This window comes from Kosakonia quasisacchari (genome assembly GCF_004331415.1).
In the GTDB taxonomy this organism is placed as follows: domain Bacteria; phylum Pseudomonadota; class Gammaproteobacteria; order Enterobacterales; family Enterobacteriaceae; genus Kosakonia; species Kosakonia quasisacchari.
Genome location: NZ_SJOP01000033.1, coordinates 1 through 22,605 on the forward strand (window position 1 = coordinate 1; position 22,605 = coordinate 22,605).

Below are 22,605 nucleotides of genomic sequence, written 5' to 3' on the forward strand. Positions count from 1 at the left end.
TCAGCGCGCCTTCAGCGGTCTGTGCCAGCGAGATACCGTCGTTCGCGTTACGTGCAGCAACGGTCAGACCGTTGATGTTGGAAGTAAAGCGGTTAGCAATCGCCTGGCCAGCAGCATCATCTTTTGCACTGTTGATACGCAGACCGGAAGAGAGACGCTCGATCGAGGTACCCAGAGAAGACTGAGATTTAGTCAGGTTGTTCTGAGTCATCAGAGACAGGGTGTTAGTATTAATAACAGCCATGATGTAATTCCTTAAAAAAGTTATCAGATTCAGGCATCTGCCTACGGTAGTCTCACCGTCACCCTGATTATCGACCGCCTCTTAGCAACCTTTAGAAAAAAAGATCATTTTTTTAAAGCCGCAAACTGCCCGCTATTCTTTATCTTTATTTCGCCATTGTTTTAAAAAAAACCCTCTAATCTTTTCGCAGTCGCTGCCGATAATCCCCACAGTGATTGTCTAAAACTGAAGGATAAAGAAATGGCAACTATTAGTTCTATCGGAGCAGGCACCAGCTTAAGTTCGTCACTTAGTACACTTTATAGCCAGCTGCAGACGGCCGAAGAGACAAGGCTGACGCCAATTACCACTCAGCAGACATCGTATAAAGCAAAACTCACTGCATGGGGTATCGTCCAGACGTCGCTGACCAAGCTGCAAACAGCGGCCAACGCGCTGAAAGACACTTCCAAAATTGCATCGGCCAAAGTGTCCAGTACCAACACGGCGTTTACCGCCTCACTGGCGACCAGTGCAACAGCAGGATCCTATTCTGTTGAAGTCACTTCGCTGGCAGCAGCGCAGTCTCTGCTCAGCCCGAAAGCGGCAAGTAAAGATACGGAGTTAGGTGATAGCAGCCTGAGCTCACGTACCATTACGATCACGCAGCCGGGTCAAAAAGATCCGCTAACCGTTACGCTGGCAAGCGATAAGACCAGCCTGGCGGATATCCGTGATGCAATTAACGCGAAAGCTGGCAGTGTGACCGCCAGTATCATTAAAGCCGATGACAGCAGCTACTATCTGTCGCTGACCTCGCGTGATAGCGGCACCACCAACCAGATGACGATCACGACCAATGATACGCAACTGGCGAATTACATCAGCTACGACTCAAGCAATGCCGGCAGCGCCAGCAATACCATGACGCAGCAGGTTGCTGCCGCTGACGCCAACCTGAAGATCAACGGCATTGCGATCACGCGTAGCAGTAACACCATCACCGATGCGCCGGAAGGCGTAACGCTGACGCTGAACAAGACCAATATCGGCAGCCCCGAAACGCTGGCGGTAACCAAAGATAACGCGCCAATGACTGCGGCGGTGCAGTCGTTTGTTGATGCCTATAACTCACTGCAAACGACCATTGCCAACCAGACAAAATACACGAAGGTGGATCAGGGTAGTACGTCTCAGGACAACTCGAACGGTGATCTGCTGGGTGACGGTACGCTGCGTAACATTCAGACGCGTTTGCGCTCTCTGTTGTCCTCTTCCCAGAGCAATAGCGGCAGCTACAACATCCTGTCGCAGTTGGGTATTACTCAGGATACGTCCGGTAAACTGACCGTAGACAGCACCAAGCTTGACAAAGCGCTGACGGAAAAATCGACTGACGTGATTTCTTTCCTGACCGGTGATGGCAAAACCACAGGTTTTGCGACTCAGGCCAGTAATCTGCTGGAAGATTTCCTGGGTTCTGACGGCACTGTGCAGAATGCAACAGATGGGATTAACAAGACGCTGAAAAAGCTGTCTGATCAGTATGACCGCGTTAGCGATCAGATAACGGCAACCATGGCCCGTTATAAAGCGCAATTTACAAGTTTAAGTACGCTGGTGTCGTCACTGGAGTCAACCGGTAACTATTTGACCCAGCAATTTAACAAGACCAATTAATACAGTATTCGTTGAGGTTTGAAATGTATACGAAATCGGGAACTCAGGCTTATGCTCAGGTCGGCGTGGAAAGCGCCGTCCTGAGCGCCAGCCCGCATCAACTTGTGGTACTGCTTTTTGATGGCGCGTTAAGCGCCATGAAAAGGGCTGCGATCCTGATTGAGCAGGGAGATATTCCCGGTAAAGGACAGGCGCTTTCAAAGGCTATTAATATCATTACCAACGGTTTGCGTGCCGGTCTCGACCACGAAGTCGGTGGCGAGATCGCCGCAAACCTGGACAGTCTTTATGACTATATGACACGACGTCTTTTACAGGCTAATCTCCACAATGACCTCTCCGCCATTGATGAAGTTTCAACGTTGCTCAACAACATTGCTGATGCCTGGAAAGAAATTGGCCCCAATAATCAAAACGCGCGGGACACTTACTAATGGAAGCAAATTTCGGGTTGCTCCACCACTATCAGCAGCTGTTGGTCACCAGCCGCACCATGCTTAACCTCGCGAAGGAAGGGCGTTGGGATGAACTGATTGAGCACGAGTTGAAGTACATTACCGCTGTGGAGAAACTGACACAGTTCCAGGACATTAGTGAAGTCGCGCCTCAAATGCAGGCGCAAATTCGCCCGTTGCTCCAGCAAATTCTGGAAAATGAAGTTTCACTCAAAGAACTGTTAAGCCAGCGAATGGACGAGCTGCGGACATTGGTTGGACAGACATCCCGACAACATAACCTGCATTCGACATATGGACGTCTCTCTGGAAACATTTTATTCCCCAATGAGATCTAATCTCATGCCCGGCGGGTGATGCAGGAACAGTCCATCACCCGCTACGGTTTTCGCTTTCACTCATCTTCCCTTTCTTATCTCCCAACACAGCTAATTCCGCCGATATGTGCCGGACGGCTCGTCGTTTCTGAAATCTCAGCCATACTTCCAACGTCTCATTCTGGAGCACGGAAGATGAAAAACCCCACCCTGTTGCAAACGTTTCACTGGTACTTCCCACAAGGCGGCAAACTCTGGCCGGAACTGCGTGAGCGCGCAGGCATGCTGAACGATATCGGCATCAATATGGCCTGGCTTCCGCCTGCGTACAAAGGTGCCGCGGGCGGCGGCTCCGTAGGATATGACAGCTACGATTTGTTTGATTTAGGCGAGTTTGACCAGAAAGGCTCTGTCGGCACCAAATACGGTGAAAAAGCGCAGCTGCTCGCCGCGATAGACGCGCTGCAGGCGAACGGCATTGCCGTGCTGCTGGATGTGGTGGTGAACCACAAAATGGGCGCTGATGAGAAAGAAGCAGTACGCGTGAACCGGGTCAATCAACAGGATCGCACGCAAATCAGTGATAATGCGGTTGAATGCGAAGCCTGGACGCGCTTCACCTTTCCTGCCCGGGCCGGGCAATACTCGCGCTTTATCTGGGATTACAAATGCTTTAGCGGCGTCGATCATATCGAAAATCCGGGCGAAGACGGCGTTTTTAAAATCGTTAACGACTATACCGGCGACGGCTGGAATGACCAGGTTGACGACGAGCTGGGCAATTTCGACTACCTGATGGGCGCCAATATCGATTTTCGTAACCATGCCGTGACGGAAGAGATCAAATACTGGGCGCGCTGGATTATGGAGCAAACCCGCTGCGACGGTTTTCGTCTGGATGCGGTCAAACACATTCCGGCCTGGTTCTATAAGGAGTGGATCGAACATGTGCAGGAAGTCGCGCCAAAACCGCTGTTTATTGTTGCTGAATACTGGTCCCATGAAGTGGAAAAGCTGCAACAGTATATTGGTCAGGTTGAGGGCAAAACGATGCTCTTTGACGCGCCGTTGCATATGAAATTTCACGAAGCGTCACAACAGGGACGCGATTACGATATGCGCCAGATCTTCGCCGGCACACTGGTCGAAGCCGATCCGTTTCATGCGGTAACGCTGGTTGCCAACCACGATACACAACCCTTGCAAGCCCTCGAAGCGCCAGTCGAAGCCTGGTTTAAACCGCTGGCCTATGCGCTGATCCTGCTGCGCGAAAATGGCGTGCCGTCAGTGTTTTACCCCGATCTGTTTGGCGCAAGTTACGACGATACCGGCGGTGATGGCGAAATGTATCACGTTGATATGCCCGTTATTGACAAGCTCGATCGATTGATTCTCGCCCGCCAGCGTTTCGCCCACGGCGTGCAAACGCTGTGGTTTGATCACCCGAACTGCATTGCCTTTAGCCGCAGCGGCACCGAATGCGAGCCGGGTTGCGTGGTGGTGATGTCCAATGGTGAAGAGGGAGAAAAACAGCTTATGCGGGGGAAAAACTACGCCAACAAAGTGTGGCGGGATTTTCTTAGCAACCGCGAGGAAACCATCACGACCGATGAATACGGTGAAGGAACATTCACCTGCCCTGCCGGTAGCGTTAGCGTGTGGGTCATTGAGGATGCGATATGAAAAGTGCGCCGGGCGGCAGCATGCAGACCCGGCGTGACATTTAATGCGTAGCTTTCAGCCCGGCTTTTGTTAAAGCGTCCTGGCATTCAACAGTGGGTTTATCGACGCGTTGCAATGTCAGACTATCAAACTCCAGCGCGTTACCTTCGCGCTCAAGGCGGTAAATATCGCGTTTTTGCGTCACGTTGTAGAGCTTATCGCCATTACGCATCAGTTTACCCGGAACGGCAATCACGCGCTGCCACTGGCGGCAATCAAGCGTATCCCCTTCTTTTGTCACGATAAGGCTGGCGATGGCTTCCGGGCTCACCAGGCTGCTTTGCGGCCCGGATGACTGCCAGTAACCCACCAGATCTGCCGGTGCGGGCTGTTTCACCACCGCATCATAATTGTCCACCTGGACGCAACCGCTCAGCAGCATTGCCGCGCCAATAATCACTCGCTTTTTCATTATTTATCCTGCTCGCGAAGAAAAAAATATTGTGGCATTAAAGCATTATCATCGCCACCCTTTCCCCCACCGCCACCAAGTTTGATCTGTACCAGGTTTTTCGCCTTTTTTACGTTAGCTTGCCATCTCGCCCGTGTATTATCCGGGTTCTTTTGCATTACCCGTTCCTTCTGAGTTCAGAGGCTCATTTCTATGTCATGGCAACAATTCAAAGACCGCTTTTTGATTAAGTTCTGGTCTCCCGTCCCGGCGGTTATCGCTGCGGGCATCCTCTCCACCTACTATTTTGGTATCACCGGCACGTTCTGGGCGGTCACCGGCGAATTTACCCGCTGGGGCGGTCAATTATTACAGCTGGCGGGAGTGCATACCGAAGAGTGGGGCTACTTCAAATTGATCCACCTCGACGGCACGCCGCTCACCCGTATCGACGGCATGATGATCATCGGCATGTTCGGCGGATGCTTCGCCGCCGCGCTGTGGGCGAACAACGTCAAACTGCGTTTACCGCACAGCCGTATCCGCATTATGCAGGCGATTATCGGCGGGATGATTGCTGGTTTCGGCGCACGTCTGGCGATGGGCTGTAACCTCGCCGCGTTCTTTACCGGTATTCCGCAGTTCTCATTGCACGCATGGTTTTTTGCCATCGCCACCGCTATTGGCTCGTGGTTTGGCGCACGCTTCACGTTGCTGCCGCTGTTTCGCATCCCGGTCAAAATGCAAAAAGTTTCAGCCGCCTCGCCGCTAACGCAAAAACCTGCCCAGGCAAAACGCCGCTTTCGCATCGGGATGCTGGTGTTCGCGGGCATGGTAGGTTGGGCGCTGCTGACGGCAATGCATCAACCGAAATTAGGTCTGGCGATGCTGTTTGGTGTCGGTTTTGGTCTGCTTATCGAACGTGCGCAAATCTGCTTTACCTCGGCCTTCCGCGATATGTGGATTACCGGGCGCACAATGATGGCGAAAGCCATTATTTTCGGTATGGCGGCAAGCGCCATTGGCATCTTTAGCTATGTCCAACTGGGCATGGAAGCCAAAATTATGTGGGCGGGCCCAAATGCTGTGCTCGGCGGGTTGCTGTTCGGCTTTGGCATTGTGCTGGCGGGTGGCTGTGAAACCGGGTGGATGTACCGCGCGGTGGAAGGCCAGGTGCATTACTGGTGGGTTGGGCTTGGAAACGTGATTGGCTCAACGGTCCTCGCCTACTACTGGGATGATTTATCACCAGCGCTGGCCACCAGTTGGGACAAAATCAACCTGTTGAATACCTTCGGCCCGCTGGGTGGCCTGCTGGTCACTTATCTTTTGTTGTTGGCCGCTTTCTTGTTCGTTGTCGGGTGGGAAAAACGTTTCTTCCGCCGCGCCAACACAGCGACTACCGTTAAGGAGACTGCATGAATATCGTGCCCGATTACCGTCTTGATATGAGCGGCGAGCCCTGCCCTTATCCGGCCGTTGCTACGCTTGAAGCGATGCCGCAGTTACAAAAAGGCGAGATTCTGGAAGTGATCAGCGACTGCCCGCAATCTATTAACAATATTCCGCTGGATGCGCGTAATCACGGCTATACCGTGCTGGATATTCAACAAGATGGGCCGACGATCCGTTATTTGATACAAAAATAAGGTTTTACCTGTACTCCGCCCCCAGGCTAACGATAAAATTAGACGCTGTAATTACGACAAAATGCATGAGCCTGGGGGCGTTTATAAAATGAAATTAGCATTAATTGGTAATTGCCAACTTGAAGTTCTGGGAAATTTGATAATGAACGTCAGCGGGCTGCATGAAGGAAAGTTCGATGGCATTTACAATATGCCGATTTATAAACTTAATGAAAATAATGACTTCATTAATTTCTATCACGAATTAGAACAGTGTGATTTCATTTTTATGCAGCATCACACAGAAAAATGGGGCCCGTTTTCAACCGCGGCCTTAAGCCAATTCTTTGATATCACCATGCTACCAACCATGGAATCCCGCGTTTCAACCCCGCAACTCGGATACTATAAAGATAAAATCCCTGATTTTATGGTCTACGTCGATTACCGCATGCTGCATCTTTATCTCACCAATGTGAGTATTCAACACGTAGTAGAAGCGTATCATTCCGTGAGTTTTTCCAATGAAAAACAAACAACTATGCTTAAAGAAGATGCGTTAAAATACCGCTCGTTATTTCAACAGGGCAAACTTTACTTCGATTATTCAGAAGAGTATTTCCGCACGCTTTCCGCTAATCCAGATTGCTACTCAACGGTAAGTCACCCGGATAACTATAATTTGAGTTTGTTATTACAGGTGATTTATCACAAATCGCTGGGTATTAACGAGAATTTCGATCTGCAAGGTAATGACCTGCTTAAAAATTATGTTGCGCCGAAAATAGGCTCGGGCGACAACACGTATCATATGATGCGCCCGACCGGACTTGCGCTGGCCGGTAAAATTAATTATGCCTTTTTTGACAGCCAAAATCGGCATGCTCTTAAACAAGCGCTGGTCAACTCCTCTTACTATATCGGCCTGGAAGATCGCTACCAAAATCTGTAATTCGCCGAGCATTTTCTGCCATAAAAAAGCCCTTTCAAGGGCTTTTTTATTATGATTAAAAATAGAGTCAACCACCGTTGATGACAGAACCCTTCCTAAAGCAATGAACGTGATATAAACAAATCAAACCTGAGATAACGAAGTATTAGTCGGTAATAAGGTGAATCTCACCACCTTCATCCATAAACATACAGCGATTGCGCCCGGTCTGTTTTCCCCGGTACATCGCCGCGTCGGCTCTTTTCGCGACGATGCCGATGGACTCGCCTGCCCATGCCTGAGTCACGCCAATGGTCACCGTAATGTTAAGCGCTTTATCGTCGCAATGAATGGTTGTGCCAGCAACCGATTCACACAGGCGCAGCGCGGCCTGGCACGCTTCTCTATCCGAAGGCGCCTGCAAAATAATGATGAACTCCTCACCGCCGTAGCGGTAGGCGGTGTCACCCCCACGGATCCGATCGCGCAGTTGCTGCGCCAGCTCCCGTAAAACCTCATCGCCAACCAGATGCCCGTATGTATCATTCACATTCTTGAATCTATCGATATCAAGCAGCAGCATATAAACATTCTGGTCTGAGACCTCTTTCAATTGCAGTTCGAATCTTTCATCCAGCATTCGGCGACCTGGCAACCCAGTTAATATATCAACGCCACCTCGCATCTTTAACAAATACGTTTTATAGGCGGTTACCGCTGCAGAAAATAGCGCAAGCCGATGCTTAAATTCTGAAAACTTATCAATATTTGTTTTTTTGTCTCTAATGATGCACATCAATTCACGGCCGCAGTTATGCATTTTTGTGTGCGTCGCATCAATCGCCTGAAGGCAGGCGGATTCCTCCGAATTCGCTGGTTGATGCCCATCCAGCCAGCGACCAAAATGGCACAGATGGTGCGAATGCGCGTTAATGCTTTGCGACTGTTCAATATTATTATTGACCACAGAGGCGAACATATTGATTAACCAATCATAATGCGCGTCAACTGCCTTATTGAGATCAAAAAGAATATTATCAATTTGTTCCGTACTTCGATACATGATATTCCTCACCGCTGCGTTACAGGCGCTACAGTGTAAAAAACAAAATGTATATTTATGTCAATATAATAAAGTCGGCGCAATAATCAGATATTTCGTCACAAGGAATATTTACGAAAGCGGAGTTCGCCCGCTTACTTATTCCTGGACATTTTAAAGTACGCTTATGATAAAACTCACCGCATTCAATCAGTAACCCAGGCTCTGTTTTGCAACACTACGCGATAACCGTCATTATCCTGCCAGCTCTTGCCTGAAACATCCCAGTAAGGGTTAAACGAAATGACTTCTACAAACCCGGCTTTACGCATGGCTTCACAGCGCGCAGCCCACTCATCAGCGTCCGGGTAATAGAGCACCAGCAAATCCTCTGCCGTCGCAGCAGGTTTAACCGGATGGTGATGACAAAGGGTGAATTCAATGTGCCAGGGCACAGAGTGATGTCCCACCATCACGCCGCTAAATCCATCGTGATCGGTGAAATCCGCAATCTTACGCAGTTCAAGCGCCTCGCAATACATACGGCAGGCCAGTTCAAGATCGGTTACGGGCCGGGCGATTCTCATATGAGCAAACATGCGTAATCTGTTCCTTCGGATATTGTCAGTTGAAAACGGTAAGCGTGACTTTATCCGTAACGGCAATGGTTGATGTGATCGTCTGTGCCCACGCAAGGTGGCTGTGAGAGTGAAAAAAGGGTCGGGAGGGAAAGCGAGCGAAATGGAAAAGAAGGGAAAATAACCGCCAGGCGGTGGTTATCTTCCCATTATTCGTGATCATGCGTGAGCAACGCTCACTACACCTGCATGTTCATGATATGACTGTGCAATTTTCATAAACAGTAAAGTTCGCCCAAGAGCACACGTTACAACAGGCGTTTACTGATATCCAAATTGGTTAACATCCATATTCGCCCATAAACGAAGAATAAAAATGCCCCATACATGCCCCATCACACAATGCCGCCATCATCATGCAATCGGGTAATAGTGTACGTAAGTAATCCATGAACGGTGACACCATCCAGCGCCTCGTCTTCAATGGTTTCACCGTCTTCCGTTATCAGCGCCCCGCGCATCCATTTTGCAAACTGCGCGCGGCCGTCGAACGTGGCGAGAACGGTTTCACCCTCACCCGGCCTGGAAGAAAGGTCAATCACCGCATACCCGGTGTCCGTCTCGATGATCCTGCAATTTGCGTCCATCTGGCAAATTGCGTCAACGGTTAGCGTGCGCTGAGCATAATCAGCAGCTGGCGATGGAAATCCCATTAGTGGATCCTCCCCATATTTCTCAACATCCAGAGACGGTTTTCGCTAAAGTCCGTCGTCTTGTCCACGAAGTCGGTTTGATACTGCTCTATCCACGTGTTGGCATCCTCCTGGCTGAAATGCCAGTTACGAGCTGCCAGCTCTCTTATAAAATCGGCTGTGCGCAGGTATTGGTAGCCCTTGGGGTTTTGCTGTATGGAAGCCACAAAGGCGGTATGTATTTCGTACTGGCGTGGCATAATGTTCATCTCAATAACACTGTTCATATATACAGTATTATTTATTGACGGTAATGATCAAGAACCTTGTTTCAACTGGTTTACAACCTCCTGAAGATCAACAATTTGTTTCTTAAGCGCCAGGATAGCCTCATGATGAAGCGCGGCTGCCACCCCTGAAGTATCTGGGCTGAGTACGTTTTCAACCAGCGTGCCATCCTGCAGCGTCCTGTCACCTGTTACAAAAACATGATCCGGGAATACTTCCTGCACTTCCTGTGCAATAAAACCAATCCCGGGAGCGATTCCGTCGAGTCGTTTCCATGTTACACCACGTATTTTCTCCATTTTATCCAGCGGATCTTCTATACGTTTCACCGCTGTCTTCAGGCGAATATCTGAGTTGGATATCCATGATCCAGAGGCTGTTGCAGAACCATTACCATTAAAAATGAAGGATGCACCTGCTGCGGCTCCTGTACTACTAAACACAGCAACACTCAATTCTGCATACGATGTGGCCTGACCCCACGAGTATTTTGCCTGCAACCCTGCTACAACACGTTCAACCCCATTAACTTGATATGCAGACCGCGCCGCACCACCAGCAACCAAAACGCCAGTTGTCGGATCGGACGTCGTTTTCGCTGTACAGGTTGTTGAACCAACGACAGAAACTGAGGAAGTTATTTCACCACCCGATTTACCTGCTACCGTTCCAAATCGTGAATCATCACCAGCAGCAACCGACCCGGATGTTGTACCCACGTTTCGGGTAGCTGAGTTACCTAACGAGCTGGTGTCGGCTTTGTTGTTTAGCTGCGTAAGAATGTAGTTCCATGACGGCCCGGTATAGGTGCTCTGGTCTGGCAATTTGACAGTGATCGTACCGCTGCCGGTGAACAGTTGCTGCCAGTTCTGTTTATCGTAATTCAGTCCACGCAATGCTTCGGTGCTTTGTGCAACAACAGCAGCTGAGATAAGACTCATCGCCACACGCGGAATGGCATACCAGGCAGCCCCGGATTGCGCTGGCGCAGTATACTTTGTAACAAGAGTCAGCGATGTGTCGCTGTTTACGGATTTCACAGGAAGCGAGTAAGGGATGCCGCCAACAACGACCACCATATAATCGTTTGCAGCAAGCTCGGCCGTGAACAGCGTGCTAAGACCGACGACTTGATCTGAATTTGGTGTAAGGCTGACCGTTCCTAAAGACATATATTCTCCGGGCAATAAAAAAACCCGGCGCGCGGGCCGGGTGTGGTTAATACATTGAAGGGATGCAGGGGATGCTGACAGATGTCAGCCGCTGGCCAACAACAGAATATCTGTCCGTCCAGGTTGTAGATGTACGACCACGCCCACATCTGACTGCGTTTCCGGAACGGACGATCCCCGCCCATTTAAGATAGTCCCAGCCACCCGATGTTCTGCTGTCGTAACCGTACCGCCCGAGCATGATCATGCTGTCGCCAATATCCGTCCAGTTCCATGACGGAACAAACGAGGCGTTACGGTAAACAAACGGGCGTCGTGTAGTGGAAAAAACACAGGTACCGTTTTTGAAAATGTTGAAGCCTGTTCCCGGCGTGGGGATGATTCCACTGGCAAAAATCGCTACCTGCAGGGTTACCGTGGCTGCCACATCATCGCCATTTCTCTCCTGATATGCAGTGACATTCGCTCCGTCGAATTCAACGGTCACACCGTCAGCACTCCATTTAGCGAACACCAGATACTGATCGCGGGAAACGCCCGTATCCGGTGTGGCCCAGCTTCCTGTAAACGTTACGGTTCCGCGCCAGACACAGGAGCCCACCATCGTTGCATCCGTTATTGACAGAAAATCCGTGCTGTCCTGAATCAACAGCCCCTGCCCCTGCGATGCCGGAAGGATTTGCCACACAGCAGAATTGAACGATTTGGCCCGGTTCCAGTTGTCGCTCCACCAGGTGTTCAGGGTAATGACGTTGCCGGATACGGAATAACCGGACAGCATCCCGATGGTCGGGATCAGATTTGTGCCACGGTACGTCATATAAACGGTGTTACGTGGCAACAGCACAACCTGACTTCCGGCTACATAGTTAGGGATCTGGTACTGATTAACGTCAAATTGTTCAGGGATAACCATGCTGAAAGAAGGACAGCGAAGACCGGCTGTAATTTCCATGCGAGGCCCGCCGTCCTTCAGGTCGATAAGTAAACCTTCAGGCATTACCATTTCCCCACGCGAATCATGCCGCCACCGGTCAGGTTAACGGTAAGGCCATTATCATCGAGCACCACGGTGTTATTCGTCCCGTTGAAGGAGAACTGACCGCTGGTTGCATAGACCCTGCCATGAAATTCTGCATCGCCGCCTTTCCCTAGCCGCCAGCCGCTGACGCCGGGCACGTAGTTCGACGACTGGAGCGTATCCGTGATTTTGGCGAAATCAATGGATGCCTCCTGTATCAGCACGCTCCTGATAAATACCTGGCCGTTGTAAACAAAGAACGCGGCCTGCCAGTTGCCGGGATTATTCCCGGAATAAACACCGAACTGGTCAGCGGCGACAACGACCGTCGATTTGTAGGCGCTGCCGTCTGGTTCTATCGACATGCCAAACCCGGCACTGTACTTCACACCATTGCGGACAATACCGAGGTTAGTGACGTAAGACGCTTTCGCTGTCCCGTCGATGTTAACTTCAGCGGTCATTTTCTGATTAACGGCAGCAACAAGGCTTCCTGCCGGACCTATCTGCGCCTGTACGTAAGTTGACAGGTCGGCCAGCCCTTTTTCGTTACTGGCGACCGTCGTCTTCACAACAAGAATATCGGCCCGCACCTCACCATATTGCTGATACTGATGCTCAACGGTGCCATGCACCGCCAGCGCATTCTGCATGGCGGCCTCAAGGTTGGTATCCACCCCGTTCTGGATATTCTGGAACGCGTCAGAATTACGGATCCCGTCATCGATGATTTCAATCAGGCTCCCGGTATCCATTGAGCATTCAGCGGCGACAGTCACAAACGCTGATGTGCCGAAGGCGTTTATGGTCCGGATGTACCAGTAATAGGTATGCCCGACTTTGAGATCGTGTTTCGTCCAGGTCGTTCCGATACCTTCCCGCGTGGCGCCATTTTCCACCGTTATATCGCTGGCGTTTGGCAGCGGTGTTTCTCCTGACGTCCAGAAATCAAACTGTGTGGAAACGTTGACCAGATCGGCCAGCCGCGGGATCAGTGTGATGGCAAAGAAACCCTGTTCGATATCCACCCGCGACGGCGGTGGCGGTGCCTGAATATTAAATTCGAGGTATGCCTCCGGCGACTCCGCGCCCATCTGGTTAACAGCGATGACATGCGCGGTGTATGTGTTTCTCGGCAGCCCGGTCAGCCGGGTAAATGATCCAGGAACCTGCACAGACAGCACCGCCGTTCCGCCCTGCCGGATGATCACTTTGTTGTAGGCAAACTGTCCGACGTTCTGCCATGACAGCACACCCTGCACCACCTGCCCGATCTCCTCGACGGTGTATTTCAGGTTTTGCGGCTGCGCCACGCCGCCAGCGGGTAACTGCGTGAACGGCGGGCGCACGATGGGTTTACCAATGGCATCTCCCCACACGTCGGCGGTTTCCTGTTTGACCGTGAGTTGCACACCATTACTGATGCCAAACTTCCAGTCTGTCACGCGCATTTCAACGCCGGTGATGCCAAGCGACGGGAGGCTGACTTTCACATACATGCCGGGGCGATAGCGGTAGCCGCTCAGGTTAAGCGGGATATTCATCGTGCGGGAAATGCGCGTGCGCTTCAGCCGGATATCCGCCAGGCGCTGCGCCTGAAATTCAGAGGTTACAAAGCGAAGCGGCATATCCTGAGATATCTCCACCCCGTCCTCAGTTACCCATTCAGCAACCGATACAGACGGGAAATCAACTTCAGAATAGCCCTGCAGCGGATCAACGAAAGTGCCTTTCACCGTGTTCACCCGGTCTGTCTGAGCCACCTCCGGCATGATTTCAATATCACCGGCGATCTGATCTTCCGTGATGGTTTCTGTAGCCGGGCCGTAATATGCCCCGACCAGAATACCGTGTTTACCCGCCGTGTACGTGGGTTCTCCGGCGCAACATACCAGCATGGCTTCAAGGATACTGGCCTTGTTTTCGCTGAGGTCAAACTCACCATTAAGCATGTAACGGCGTTCTGAGGTGCCATCGCCGTTAGCGACAATCTCATCGCTGATGTTTGCCGCTTCCTGAAACTGATCCCAGTTGATATCGGTATCAGGCACTTTGAGATAGTTACGGTAATAGTCGAGAATGCACAGCGCGGCATTATTGCTGTAAGCCGTCTGCCCGGTGCGCGGGTCGTAAACCTTCCGCCCGAGTTTTTCGACCTTGATATTGGGGATACCTGCCGGGAACTTCTCGGCATTGAATTTCATGGAAATACGTAACCATGAAATGCCCTTACCGATCATGTCCGCTTTCCACGACGGGCAGTTAGCCAGCATGAACGGATCGGCGGTCTGCCGGTCAATGTGTACCTCATGCGTGACGCTATCACCGAACGTGCCAATATCATCATCGGAAAGATAGATCGCGCCCGTTCCGGAAATGGGATGCCCGGCGAGCGTGATCGCCATATGCAGCCATTCACCATCGGTCTGGGAGCCAGGCTGTTCTTCTGAAAAGAAAAGCGTACCGGCTGACATTGTACGACCGTAAACCACGGTTTTCGGGCTGGAGGCGGCACGCAGCACCTGCTTGCGCTCAGAGGTATCGCGATACGCGTCAATCGACGGTTTCTTTGTCATCAGCTGGGTTGCCACCTGCGCAGCCACAGTGATGGCGATACCGATGGCATAAGCCCCCTGTGAAGCAGCAACACCTGCGGCAATGGTTGCAACGATTGGGATCGCAGCTGGCATTATCGAACCCTCCACACACTCAGGGGTTTCACCCGCAGGCTGACCAGCCCGGCACTACCCGGCACCCACACCACGCCGGAATAAACCACACCGGCGCACCGGGCGCCGTTATTCTCCACGACTGCGATATCCCCGCGCTGCGCCAGTTTCACCGGCACTTCATCAAGGAATCTGCCCAGCACCTTTTCCAGCGTTCCGCCGTTGCGCAGCAACACTTTTTTTGCCCCTGTATCCGTGTGGTAAGTACCGCGCAGATCAGCTGCAAAATCCTCGCCGCACATCGCCAGAGCGCAGTCGGCCGAAAAAAGACAGCAGTCATTTTTACCCCATGAAAAAGGCCGCTTTTCAGCGGCCTTCATCACGGCGATTAATCGGTTATGCCAGTCCGGATGCTTCATGCGTCCTCACGAATAAGTAAAACCCGGAGCATCTTTCTTGCTGCCCCAGTAAATTGAACGCTCCGCCATCTGCGCCACGTAACGAAAAATACGGTCGCCCGGCTGCGTGGCCTGGTGGGATTCATCGGTGTAACGATCGGGAAACGGGCGCTGCCAGTCCTCAAAGATATTGCTGACGGTGTACTGCAGGGCGTTTGTTTCACCGGCGGTAGCACCCGTACTCGATACTTTGCCCTGAAAAATCATATCCGCCGCGCGCACCACGCCGCTGTCATCCATAACGACAAGGTAGATATTCGCCTGCCTGCCAACACACCGCTCATTCAGCGTGGTGGAAAACAACGAAAGATCCAGTCCGGAAAGCGTAAGCTTTAGCTGCGCCGGGCTGGTCGAATTGGTTTCACCCACATCATCAACCGCCCCCATTTTTCCCATGCCGTAATAAACAAAACCGTTCAGGACAATCGTGCCGGTACCGGAATGTACATAGACGGTGCCCGATTCAAACTGGATATTCGCGGCGATCACCGCCGTTACCCGGTCGCGTGACAACCAGTCCACCATCGCATCAGAAAACGGGGAATACAGCATTAAAACGCCTCCTCAAACTCAATGGTGTAACTGGTAAAGCCGCCGGGTATCCGGCTGCCCGCCCCCTGCTGGTTGTCCTTCAGCTTAAAGATGCCGTAAGGATTCGCCACTTCAATCGGTGCGTTTGCCGGTGGCGAAATACGGAGCATTGGCGCTATCGGGATAATCGCCGTCATATCCGCCGCGCTGGTCACATCTGCCGTAACCATTTTCAGTTCGTCATTAACGGTGATGTAATCCCCGGCGCGCAGCACTATCACACCCGCCGTCCAGCCTTTGCTGTGTAACTCCGTGCCGGTCTGGTTTGCATCAGAAACGGTCGGGTTTCCCGCCGGCGTTCTTCCCGGCCTCCCCCAGTCACGGATTTTAACCCGGCCATACTCGCCATCGAGGGATGCGATAAGCGCATCAACGCGCCGTGATTTCTCGTCGGTGAGGTTGGTCAGCGTCAGGGAGCATACCCAGCGGGTACCGGGATAACGGACGGTCTGTGAAGCACCGTTGAAAGGGGATCGAAATGTTTTGGTGTTGCTCTCCGGGCGCCATGTCAGCGCCGCGGGACAGACATCAGCAGGCCATTCAACAGCCATAATCACTCCTTACTAAACGTTCAGCAAACGGCGCGCCTGCCCGCGGGTCTGGAAGTCCTGGAGGAGTTCCTGCCTTGCCTGTTTTGCGCCATCCTGTGCTCCCTGCCGTGCGGCTTCCTGCATGGCCTGTTTAAGCGCGGTATCGCCATTCCCGGAAATACTGAAATGCTGATGGATAATCGTACTGCCACCGCCGGAGTTAGCCCCCTGAGCGCCAACCATTCTGACACCAAGGGAACCATCCGCCGAACGGGTGAGCGGCATGATGGCTTCCGGTCCTGCCTCGCCCATCAGCCCGGCTCCCTTTGCAAAGGCAAAATAGGTCGGGGTATTCACCACGCTGTTGCTGTACGCACTCAGGCTTTCGGATGCGTAGACGCCACCTTTCGCATTTGGCCGGAAAGATGGCACGGCGAAAGACTGGCCAGCACCGGTTGAAGAACCTGAACTGCCGCCGCCAAATAAACCGCCGAACATTCCGCCAATCGACGAGAAGAGACCGCCGGAACTGGATGCGGATTTCAGGCTATCCACCAGCATGGCGTTAATCAGTATTTTCTGCATCGAGCGGAGCACAGAATTAGCCCAGTCATCCCAGCTGCTTTTGTTGCCAGATAGCGCATCGGAAATGCTGCCAACCAGCCCATCCATTGAGGAACTGACGAGGTTTGCCGTCTGAGATGCGTAATCAGAAGCCTCATCTGCCCAGTTAGAAAAACCTTCCCTCATTCCTGCCCCCCAGTCAGCGCGCTGCGCATCAGAGGCTTCATAGTAGGCCTGCTGATCACGAAGGCGCTGATCGAGATATTCTTTGTTCAGCGCAATCCCTTTTTCATAAAACTCCTGGCTAATTTCTTTTGCCTGATACTGCCGCAGCAGATCGGTGTTCTTATCACCGAACTCTTTACGGATGCTGTACTCTTCCTGCATCCTCTCACGCAGGCGGGTTCCCTGCCCGTACCCTGCAAGTTGGGCCTGATTTGCGGCAAGCGCAGTTGCATTGGCATCGGCCAGAGAATTCTCGTATGCAATAAGCTGCTGTTTAATTTTGGTCTGATCAATCAGGGCGGCATTCTGCAGAAGCGTCTGTTTTTGCGCATCGCTCAGCGTGGACAGTTCCCCCTGGCTGACCTGATATTTCACCTTAGCCAGTTCGGTATTCTGCCCTTCTAATGCGATTTGCTCCTTCTGCTGCTTGATCAGCCTGTCATAGGTATCAACGGCCTTTTCTTCATCGGTTTTCGGCCCTTTAGGTTTCTTCTTGTTAGCCTCGTTATTGCGCCACTCTTCCAGACCATTATTGATAAGCTCTGCTCTGTTGGTCTGGAATTGAGGATCCGCAGTGAGCCCCAGATCATCAGCTGTGTATCCAAGCCGGGTTCGTTCTTTTGCCTCGCCTTTAAGGCGCGAGAGAGCAAGCTCACGGCGACTTTTTTCAAGCGCGTCTATCTGCTTTTGCGTGGCTGTGGCTTGAGGAACCCGCAGCGGTGTGACAGTCATTCCCTGTCTGGCCATCAGCAACTGGTTTCCCAGCCCAAGCAGGCGGTTAAATTCAGTATGCTGACCGTTCATTACAAGCATCGACTGATAAAGCGAATTTTGTCGCCAGGCCTGCTCACGAATTAACTCGTTACGTCGACGTTCAATTTCTTCAAGTGATTGTTGAATTGTGCGAGACTGCTCCCGCATACCATTCAACTTGCCCTCTTCGACCGCTAATTGATCCGTAACAATAGCTATTGCGCTTAAAATATTCTGCTCGTTTTCACTGGTAATTCCCGGCTGGCCACGAGATTTATTGAGGTCTTCAATCTGTCTTTTTAGACCGTTAACCTTCTTAGCCTGCTCGTCAATTAATCGGTTTTGCTCAACCAGTGCATCTACCGTTTTTCCTCTATTATCATCAGCATCAGTGAGTGACATTTTCGATGTTTTATCCCTGATGACATCGATCTGTCTGGCATATTCCTGCGCCGAACGTCTGGCTTCTTCCTGGTTCTGATACATGGTGTACCAGGCACCCGCACCAAGCATCAATGCACCTGGTATTCCACCCACCAGCGACAATAGCAGGCGAGCGCCGCCGCCTATTGCACCTACGACGCTCGTGGCTCTGTTCACTGCCTGATGAGACGCAGCAACTGCCATATTGGATTGCGTAGCTTTAGCATTTGCCGCAATCATCTCACTACGCTTTTTAATCAGATTGTCGGTTGCCAGAGCTTCCGCATTCGAACCTTTCGCCACATTGGCCTCAGCCAGCGCGAGGTTATAGGCCGATTTTGCAGCCTCAGCATCAGCTACTGCTTTACGTTGCACCTGAACAGCAGCGTAGTTCTGGGCGTCAGCCAGCGCGATGGCGTCTTTTCTTGTTTCAATTAGTTTTGCTGTTGCACTGGTGGCGCCATTAATCATGTTCCCGAACATACGACTACCACCCACAGCCGCGAGAACACCTGCCACAGCGGCTATTTCACCGATATTATCCGCCAGGCTGTCCAGCCCACCGGCAAGAGCAGATGAGGCACCAAGAGCATTGTTAGCGCCGCCAACCCATGCCATAAAGGCGTTTTCAACCTTCTGCGCAGAACCGCTGATGCTGGCTGGTAAGGTGCCAAACTCCTTACGCAATTGCTCGACATTGGTCAGTAGTGGGATGATCTTGTCAGTAGTCAACTGGCCATTGTTTGCCATATTACGCAGGCCACCAACGGTGGTGTGTAGCCCGTCAGCAAGTAATTTAGCAAGCCGCCCACCGCTCTCCATGATGGCGTTAAACTCTTCTCCGCGCAGCACGCCAGATCCCAGCGCCTGGCTGAGCTGGGTAATAACGGAACTGGCTTCTTCCGTACTGGCACCGGAGAGTTTCAGCGATGTGGCGACTGTTTCTGTCACTTTTGCCACATCAGAAGATGCGTATCCGGCATCACGCAGGGCTGAAGCGATACGAGAATACAGGTTCGCGTTAGCCTCAAAGGATGTTCCGGTGCGCTGGCTGATATCCATCAGAGCTCGCTGTGACTCGGAAAAGTCATCTGCCCCGGTAGATGCCAGACGCAGTCGCCCGGATAACTGATTCCAGGTGTCTGCATAATGAATAAGTTGACCAGTGGCAAAGGCACCAGCAAAAGCGCCAGCCAGACCAGTAGCGGTTGCCTTTACAGAAGCCAACTCACCATTTAAAGCTGCTAAGGCTCGCTGCGATTCGCGTGCGGCTGCTGCTGATTTTCTGCCGCCACCCTCCATCGTTTTATAATAATCAGCCCCCATACGCGATGCTCGTGCGATTTCAGACTGAAATGAACTGGAATTTGCGGAAATTTTGATAATAAGTTCGCGGAGCGTAGCCATATTTCACCCAATAAAAAAACCCGCTAAAAACTTTAGCGGGTTTATTGTGTTTAATTGAATTTAAAAGGCCGTTGGGGAAAATCGATAATCACCGTTGGCGCCATATCCAATTCTGTACATTAAAGTTTTACCAGCTACAACATCGGCTGCAACTTCCACCATACCACCAGCGCACCATCCGTGTGGAGTTGCACTTAGCACGTGCCGTCCTGTATTGGCATAAAGTGTGACCTTCTCTCTGGTGTTTAAATCCGCGACGGGATTTCCATCAAAATACACGCTGGTAAGACATGCGCTACCCATAAAACCGGAGTCACGCTTAACTATTATTATTCCAGCACCTTCAGTTTTATTGGTTATATTTTTATTCCAAACTCTTTCTGGAGGAACATTAGATGCCTGTTCTGTCCCAACTGGTTGAGTAGAACACCCAGATAATAAAAAGAAAGACGATATTAAAATTATGTATTTCATATAACGATCCCTCTGTCAGAAACAGAAGAATCCTATTATTTTTTTATTGTGATGTCACTTAGTAGCTTCTGTTAATGCTTCCTCAAGCCCAGCGAACGGATCTTTATCTTCCGCATTCACATCTCCCCCCCACTGCAAAATAGCATCGCTAAGTGGGACTTTTGCACCCTGCGATCCGTAAATGGCCGAGACAATCTGCGCCGCCTGAATATCGCCGCGGATATCGCCGACAGGACTTTTTCTGTCGTACTCAATCCACATCATTAGCTCGCTGGCTGACATGTTCTGCCTGAGTTCTGAAAGCGTGCGCCCCATGCGGAGCGCAAGCGACATCAGAAATTTTACGCCGGGGGTAGCGACTTTTCCTGCGCGTCTTCCGCTGACGTGATGAGATCAAGCGCCTGTTTAAGCAAACGGGAATGTACCGGCCCATAAATCTGGCGCACTTTCTCTTCATCATCAACTGAGAATACCGGCTGTTTATCTTCATCACAGAGAACATCAAGGAAAAGCGCGACGTCAGCTTTGAGATTACGATGAGCACGCTCTGAAACAGAAAGTTCCTCATCCTCATTGCCAGTCTTTGCGATCTCCTGCCAGCGCAACCATGCTTCGCCGGAAGGTTCGCGCAGTACCACTTTCGCGCCACTCCACTCCGGTACTTCGACAGTTTTATGGCGAAAACCTGACAGCTTAGCCAGAGCAAGCTCTTTAATAGATGACATGATAATCCTTACGAACCAGGTTCGATATTTTCAGGCTTGCCTTTCAGGCGAAGGGAGAATGTGGCCGCAACCACGCCGTTAGTACCGGATGACCACGTGTGCTGTCGAATTTCAGCCAGGAAAGTGAAACCTTTACCGGACGGGAAAATAACCTGAAAGGCATACGTCGTGTCATTGTCATATGCATCACGCAGTGCGTCCTGCGCCGGGTTTTTATAGAAGTTGCCGGAGAGAGAAATCTCCGACTGTGCGGGCAGGCCGTTGATATTTTCCTGCTCGGTTGAGCACAGGGTGGTCACGTCGATATCCTGCTTCTGACCACCGGTAAACTGAATTTCTTTGATCGTGCAGCTAAGGTCAAGAAAGACGGCGGTACCCATCGTTTCTTTCGTTGCCGGCAGCGAAGAAATCAGGATCTTCGTTAACTGCGATTTTTCGTAAAGTGAGGACATAGCTGTCTCCGGGCATAAAAAAACCGCCTTCCGGCGGTCATGGATTTAAGGGATTGGTGGGTTACTGAAGAACATGGACTTCAAGCGTTGCCCGGTGCAGGCCGGTATCTTGCTCGTAGCCGCCTGTTTTGCTCATCTGAGTTAATCCCAGCGGCATCAGCGCGGCAATAACCTGCTCACGCAGCGCTCTTGACTCATCAACGGTACGGGAATACACGTCGACCTGAAGCGCGCTGTTCTCTTCAGCAGGGCCGCAAAAGGTGTCGCCATAAACCTGATCCACCAGCGTGAAAGTGATCCACGGAGGTGAAATGGATGGCTGGCCCTGCGGGGTAAGTGGCGCAACATAGGGATAAACCTGCCCACCCGCCAGCGCGCCAATTAGCGAATAAACATCGGCCTCGGTCATTTTGACAGCGCCTCATCAATCGCCTGATTCGCACGCGCAAAAGCGGCATTTGCCGCATCTTCCTGCCTGGCATCATAGGCCGGGCGAATAAACGGAACGGGCGCCATATACGACGTGCCAAGCTCCACAAACTTCCAATAGAAGGCATTACGCGAATTGCTGGCTTTCATTGAATTATCACTGTTACCGGTGCGCGGATTCGTACCACGAACATGCACACCGGATGTGATGTTGCCATTGCGGTCACGCTGCGTGATCACCACGATGTTTTTCTTCAGTTTACCGGTGTGTATCGGTGCGCGCTTAACTGCTTCATCTTTAAAAATGGTGGCCGCCGCGCGCGTGGCATCGCGCATCACCTTGCGGTTTTCCGCTTTGCTGAGAGCAGCGAGATCGTCCGATAAATCAAGTAAGCCGGAAAAATCCAGTCTCGTATCGATCACGGTTTCACCCCCTGCTTGCACAGAATTTCCAGTTGAGAACCCTTTGAATCCGCAATAGGTGGCGCGGCAACATCAAGGATTTGACCTTTATAGGGGCCGGTCAGCACCTTTAGTTTTGAGGCAGCGGTGATATCGGTGCGGAAGCGAACCCATACGCGGATCGTTGCTTCCGCCATTTCAGCCCCCGCTGAGATTTGCTCTCGCCCCGTTACACCTTTAATTTCTGCATAAATATCGCTGCCATCATGCCAGACAACCTCTGGCTGGCCGGACGGGGTTTTGATGGTAGTGAAATTAAGAATACGCACACGCTGGTTAAGTCTTCCCGCCTGCATGGCACCT

At 51.5% G+C, this 22,605-nt stretch carries 27 protein-coding genes and 1 pseudogene; 7 read left to right on the forward strand and 21 right to left on the reverse strand.

Translation table 11 applies throughout. The features are described 5' to 3' along the window. Positions 1-244 (reverse strand): flagellin N-terminal helical domain-containing protein (locus E0L21_RS23190; RefSeq protein WP_045514860.1); only part of this gene is annotated, 244 nt, incomplete at its 3' end. A 240-nt stretch (positions 245-484) separates the two neighbouring features. Between E0L21_RS23190 and fliD the strand changes: the two genes are divergently transcribed. The 4 genes from fliD to amyA all read left to right on the forward strand — a co-directional run bounded on the left by fliD (position 485) and on the right by amyA (position 4,358). After that, entirely contained in the window at positions 485-1,903 is a 1,419-nt protein-coding gene (fliD, locus tag E0L21_RS23195) for a flagellar filament capping protein FliD (protein ID WP_131413622.1), read from the forward strand. A 23-nt stretch (positions 1,904-1,926) separates the two neighbouring features. After that, positions 1,927-2,337, forward strand: a complete 411-nt coding sequence (fliS, locus tag E0L21_RS23200) for a flagellar export chaperone FliS (RefSeq protein WP_017458358.1) — start codon at positions 1,927-1,929, stop codon at positions 2,335-2,337. After that, the gene (fliT, locus tag E0L21_RS23205; RefSeq protein WP_131413623.1) at positions 2,337-2,696 is read left to right on the forward strand and encodes a flagella biosynthesis regulatory protein FliT; all 360 of its coding nucleotides are present in this window, start codon (positions 2,337-2,339) and stop codon (positions 2,694-2,696) included. The genes fliS and fliT overlap by 1 nt, the downstream gene beginning before the upstream one ends. A gap of 174 nt (positions 2,697-2,870) precedes the next feature. Continuing rightward, entirely contained in the window at positions 2,871-4,358 is a 1,488-nt protein-coding gene (gene amyA / locus E0L21_RS23210; protein ID WP_131413624.1) for an alpha-amylase, read from the forward strand. Positions 4,359-4,398: 40 nt separating this feature from the next. Here the strand turns inward: amyA and yedD are convergent, their stop codons facing one another. Both yedD and E0L21_RS25060 read right to left on the reverse strand, forming a co-directional pair. Continuing rightward, positions 4,399-4,809, reverse strand: coding sequence for a lipoprotein YedD (yedD, locus tag E0L21_RS23215; protein ID WP_131413625.1), 411 nt, complete (start codon positions 4,807-4,809; stop codon positions 4,399-4,401). Then, positions 4,809-4,967 carry a hypothetical protein gene (locus E0L21_RS25060; RefSeq protein WP_165501946.1) on the reverse strand — a complete coding sequence of 53 codons (159 nt, stop codon included), beginning with the start codon at positions 4,965-4,967 and terminating at the stop codon, positions 4,809-4,811. The genes yedD and E0L21_RS25060 overlap by 1 nt, the downstream gene beginning before the upstream one ends. Before the next feature lie 34 nt (positions 4,968-5,001). On the opposite strand from E0L21_RS25060, the gene yedE reads away from it, so the two are divergent. The 3 genes from yedE (at position 5,002) to E0L21_RS23230 (ending at position 7,368) form a co-directional block, all read left to right on the forward strand. After that, positions 5,002-6,210 (forward strand): selenium metabolism membrane protein YedE/FdhT, encoded by a 1,209-nt coding sequence (gene yedE / locus E0L21_RS23220; protein WP_131413626.1) that lies wholly within the window; start codon positions 5,002-5,004, stop codon positions 6,208-6,210. Next, positions 6,207-6,437 (forward strand): sulfurtransferase-like selenium metabolism protein YedF, encoded by a 231-nt coding sequence (gene yedF, locus E0L21_RS23225; RefSeq protein WP_039058458.1) that lies wholly within the window; start codon positions 6,207-6,209, stop codon positions 6,435-6,437. The genes yedE and yedF overlap by 4 nt, the downstream gene beginning before the upstream one ends. 88 nt (positions 6,438-6,525) lie before the next feature. Further along, positions 6,526-7,368 carry a WcbI family polysaccharide biosynthesis putative acetyltransferase gene (locus tag E0L21_RS23230; RefSeq protein WP_165501947.1) on the forward strand — a complete coding sequence of 281 codons (843 nt, stop codon included), beginning with the start codon at positions 6,526-6,528 and terminating at the stop codon, positions 7,366-7,368. Positions 7,369-7,513: 145 nt separating this feature from the next. Here E0L21_RS23230 and E0L21_RS23235 read toward each other — a convergent pair whose 3' ends face one another. From E0L21_RS23235 to E0L21_RS23320, 18 genes and pseudogenes are all read right to left on the reverse strand, one after another. After that, positions 7,514-8,410 carry a diguanylate cyclase gene (locus E0L21_RS23235; protein ID WP_131413627.1) on the reverse strand — a complete coding sequence of 299 codons (897 nt, stop codon included), beginning with the start codon at positions 8,408-8,410 and terminating at the stop codon, positions 7,514-7,516. A gap of 185 nt (positions 8,411-8,595) precedes the next feature. Continuing rightward, a complete protein-coding gene (locus tag E0L21_RS23240; protein WP_131413628.1) occupies positions 8,596-8,988 on the reverse strand; it encodes a VOC family protein in 393 nt (130 codons plus the stop codon). Positions 8,989-9,362: 374 nt separating this feature from the next. Further along, a complete protein-coding gene (locus tag E0L21_RS23245) occupies positions 9,363-9,680 on the reverse strand; it encodes a hypothetical protein (protein ID WP_131413629.1) in 318 nt (105 codons plus the stop codon). Continuing rightward, complete coding sequence (locus E0L21_RS23250; RefSeq protein ID WP_407928692.1) at positions 9,680-9,946, reverse strand: hypothetical protein; 267 nt, start codon at positions 9,944-9,946, stop codon at positions 9,680-9,682. The genes E0L21_RS23245 and E0L21_RS23250 overlap by 1 nt, the downstream gene beginning before the upstream one ends. A 30-nt stretch (positions 9,947-9,976) precedes the next feature. Beyond that, a complete protein-coding gene (locus E0L21_RS23255; RefSeq protein WP_131413630.1) occupies positions 9,977-11,119 on the reverse strand; it encodes a tail fiber domain-containing protein in 1,143 nt (380 codons plus the stop codon). Between the two features lie 46 nt (positions 11,120-11,165). Further along, positions 11,166-12,119 carry a DUF6453 family protein gene (locus E0L21_RS23260; protein ID WP_131413631.1) on the reverse strand — a complete coding sequence of 318 codons (954 nt, stop codon included), beginning with the start codon at positions 12,117-12,119 and terminating at the stop codon, positions 11,166-11,168. Next, positions 12,119-14,830 (reverse strand): phage tail tip protein J-related protein, encoded by a 2,712-nt coding sequence (locus E0L21_RS23265; RefSeq protein WP_131413632.1) that lies wholly within the window; start codon positions 14,828-14,830, stop codon positions 12,119-12,121. The genes E0L21_RS23260 and E0L21_RS23265 overlap by 1 nt, the downstream gene beginning before the upstream one ends. Then, the gene (locus E0L21_RS23270) at positions 14,830-15,228 is read right to left on the reverse strand and encodes a DUF6950 family protein (RefSeq protein ID WP_131413633.1); all 399 of its coding nucleotides are present in this window, start codon (positions 15,226-15,228) and stop codon (positions 14,830-14,832) included. The genes E0L21_RS23265 and E0L21_RS23270 overlap by 1 nt, the downstream gene beginning before the upstream one ends. A gap of 6 nt (positions 15,229-15,234) precedes the next feature. Beyond that, a complete protein-coding gene (locus E0L21_RS23275; protein WP_131413634.1) occupies positions 15,235-15,819 on the reverse strand; it encodes a hypothetical protein in 585 nt (194 codons plus the stop codon). Continuing rightward, on the reverse strand, positions 15,819-16,409 hold the full coding sequence (locus E0L21_RS23280; RefSeq protein WP_131413635.1) for a hypothetical protein: 591 nt from the start codon (positions 16,407-16,409) through the stop codon (positions 15,819-15,821). The genes E0L21_RS23275 and E0L21_RS23280 overlap by 1 nt, the downstream gene beginning before the upstream one ends. Positions 16,410-16,421: 12 nt before the next feature. Further along, positions 16,422-19,760 carry a phage tail tape measure protein gene (locus E0L21_RS23285; RefSeq protein ID WP_131413636.1) on the reverse strand — a complete coding sequence of 1,113 codons (3,339 nt, stop codon included), beginning with the start codon at positions 19,758-19,760 and terminating at the stop codon, positions 16,422-16,424. Between the two features lie 60 nt (positions 19,761-19,820). Beyond that, on the reverse strand, positions 19,821-20,234 hold the full coding sequence (locus E0L21_RS23290; protein WP_131413637.1) for a hypothetical protein: 414 nt from the start codon (positions 20,232-20,234) through the stop codon (positions 19,821-19,823). Between the two features lie 54 nt (positions 20,235-20,288). Beyond that, positions 20,289-20,567 (reverse strand): phage tail assembly protein T, encoded by a 279-nt coding sequence (locus tag E0L21_RS23295; RefSeq protein WP_131413638.1) that lies wholly within the window; start codon positions 20,565-20,567, stop codon positions 20,289-20,291. A gap of 8 nt (positions 20,568-20,575) precedes the next feature. Next, the gene (locus E0L21_RS23300) at positions 20,576-20,959 is read right to left on the reverse strand and encodes a phage tail assembly chaperone (RefSeq protein ID WP_407928693.1); all 384 of its coding nucleotides are present in this window, start codon (positions 20,957-20,959) and stop codon (positions 20,576-20,578) included. 32 nt (positions 20,960-20,991) lie between these two features. After that, a pseudogene (locus E0L21_RS23305) lies at positions 20,992-21,411 on the reverse strand (hypothetical protein); the annotation flags it as partial. Between the two features lie 61 nt (positions 21,412-21,472). Continuing rightward, entirely contained in the window at positions 21,473-21,820 is a 348-nt protein-coding gene (gene gp17, locus E0L21_RS23310) for a tail completion protein gp17 (protein ID WP_131413641.1), read from the reverse strand. Further along, positions 21,817-22,263, reverse strand: coding sequence for an HK97-gp10 family putative phage morphogenesis protein (locus tag E0L21_RS23315; RefSeq protein ID WP_131413642.1), 447 nt, complete (start codon positions 22,261-22,263; stop codon positions 21,817-21,819). Before E0L21_RS23315 ends, gp17 begins: the two co-directional genes overlap by 4 nt. Beyond that, positions 22,260-22,598, reverse strand: a complete 339-nt coding sequence (locus E0L21_RS23320) for a phage head closure protein (protein ID WP_131413643.1) — start codon at positions 22,596-22,598, stop codon at positions 22,260-22,262. Before E0L21_RS23320 ends, E0L21_RS23315 begins: the two co-directional genes overlap by 4 nt. Positions 22,599-22,605: the final 7 nt, after the last annotated feature.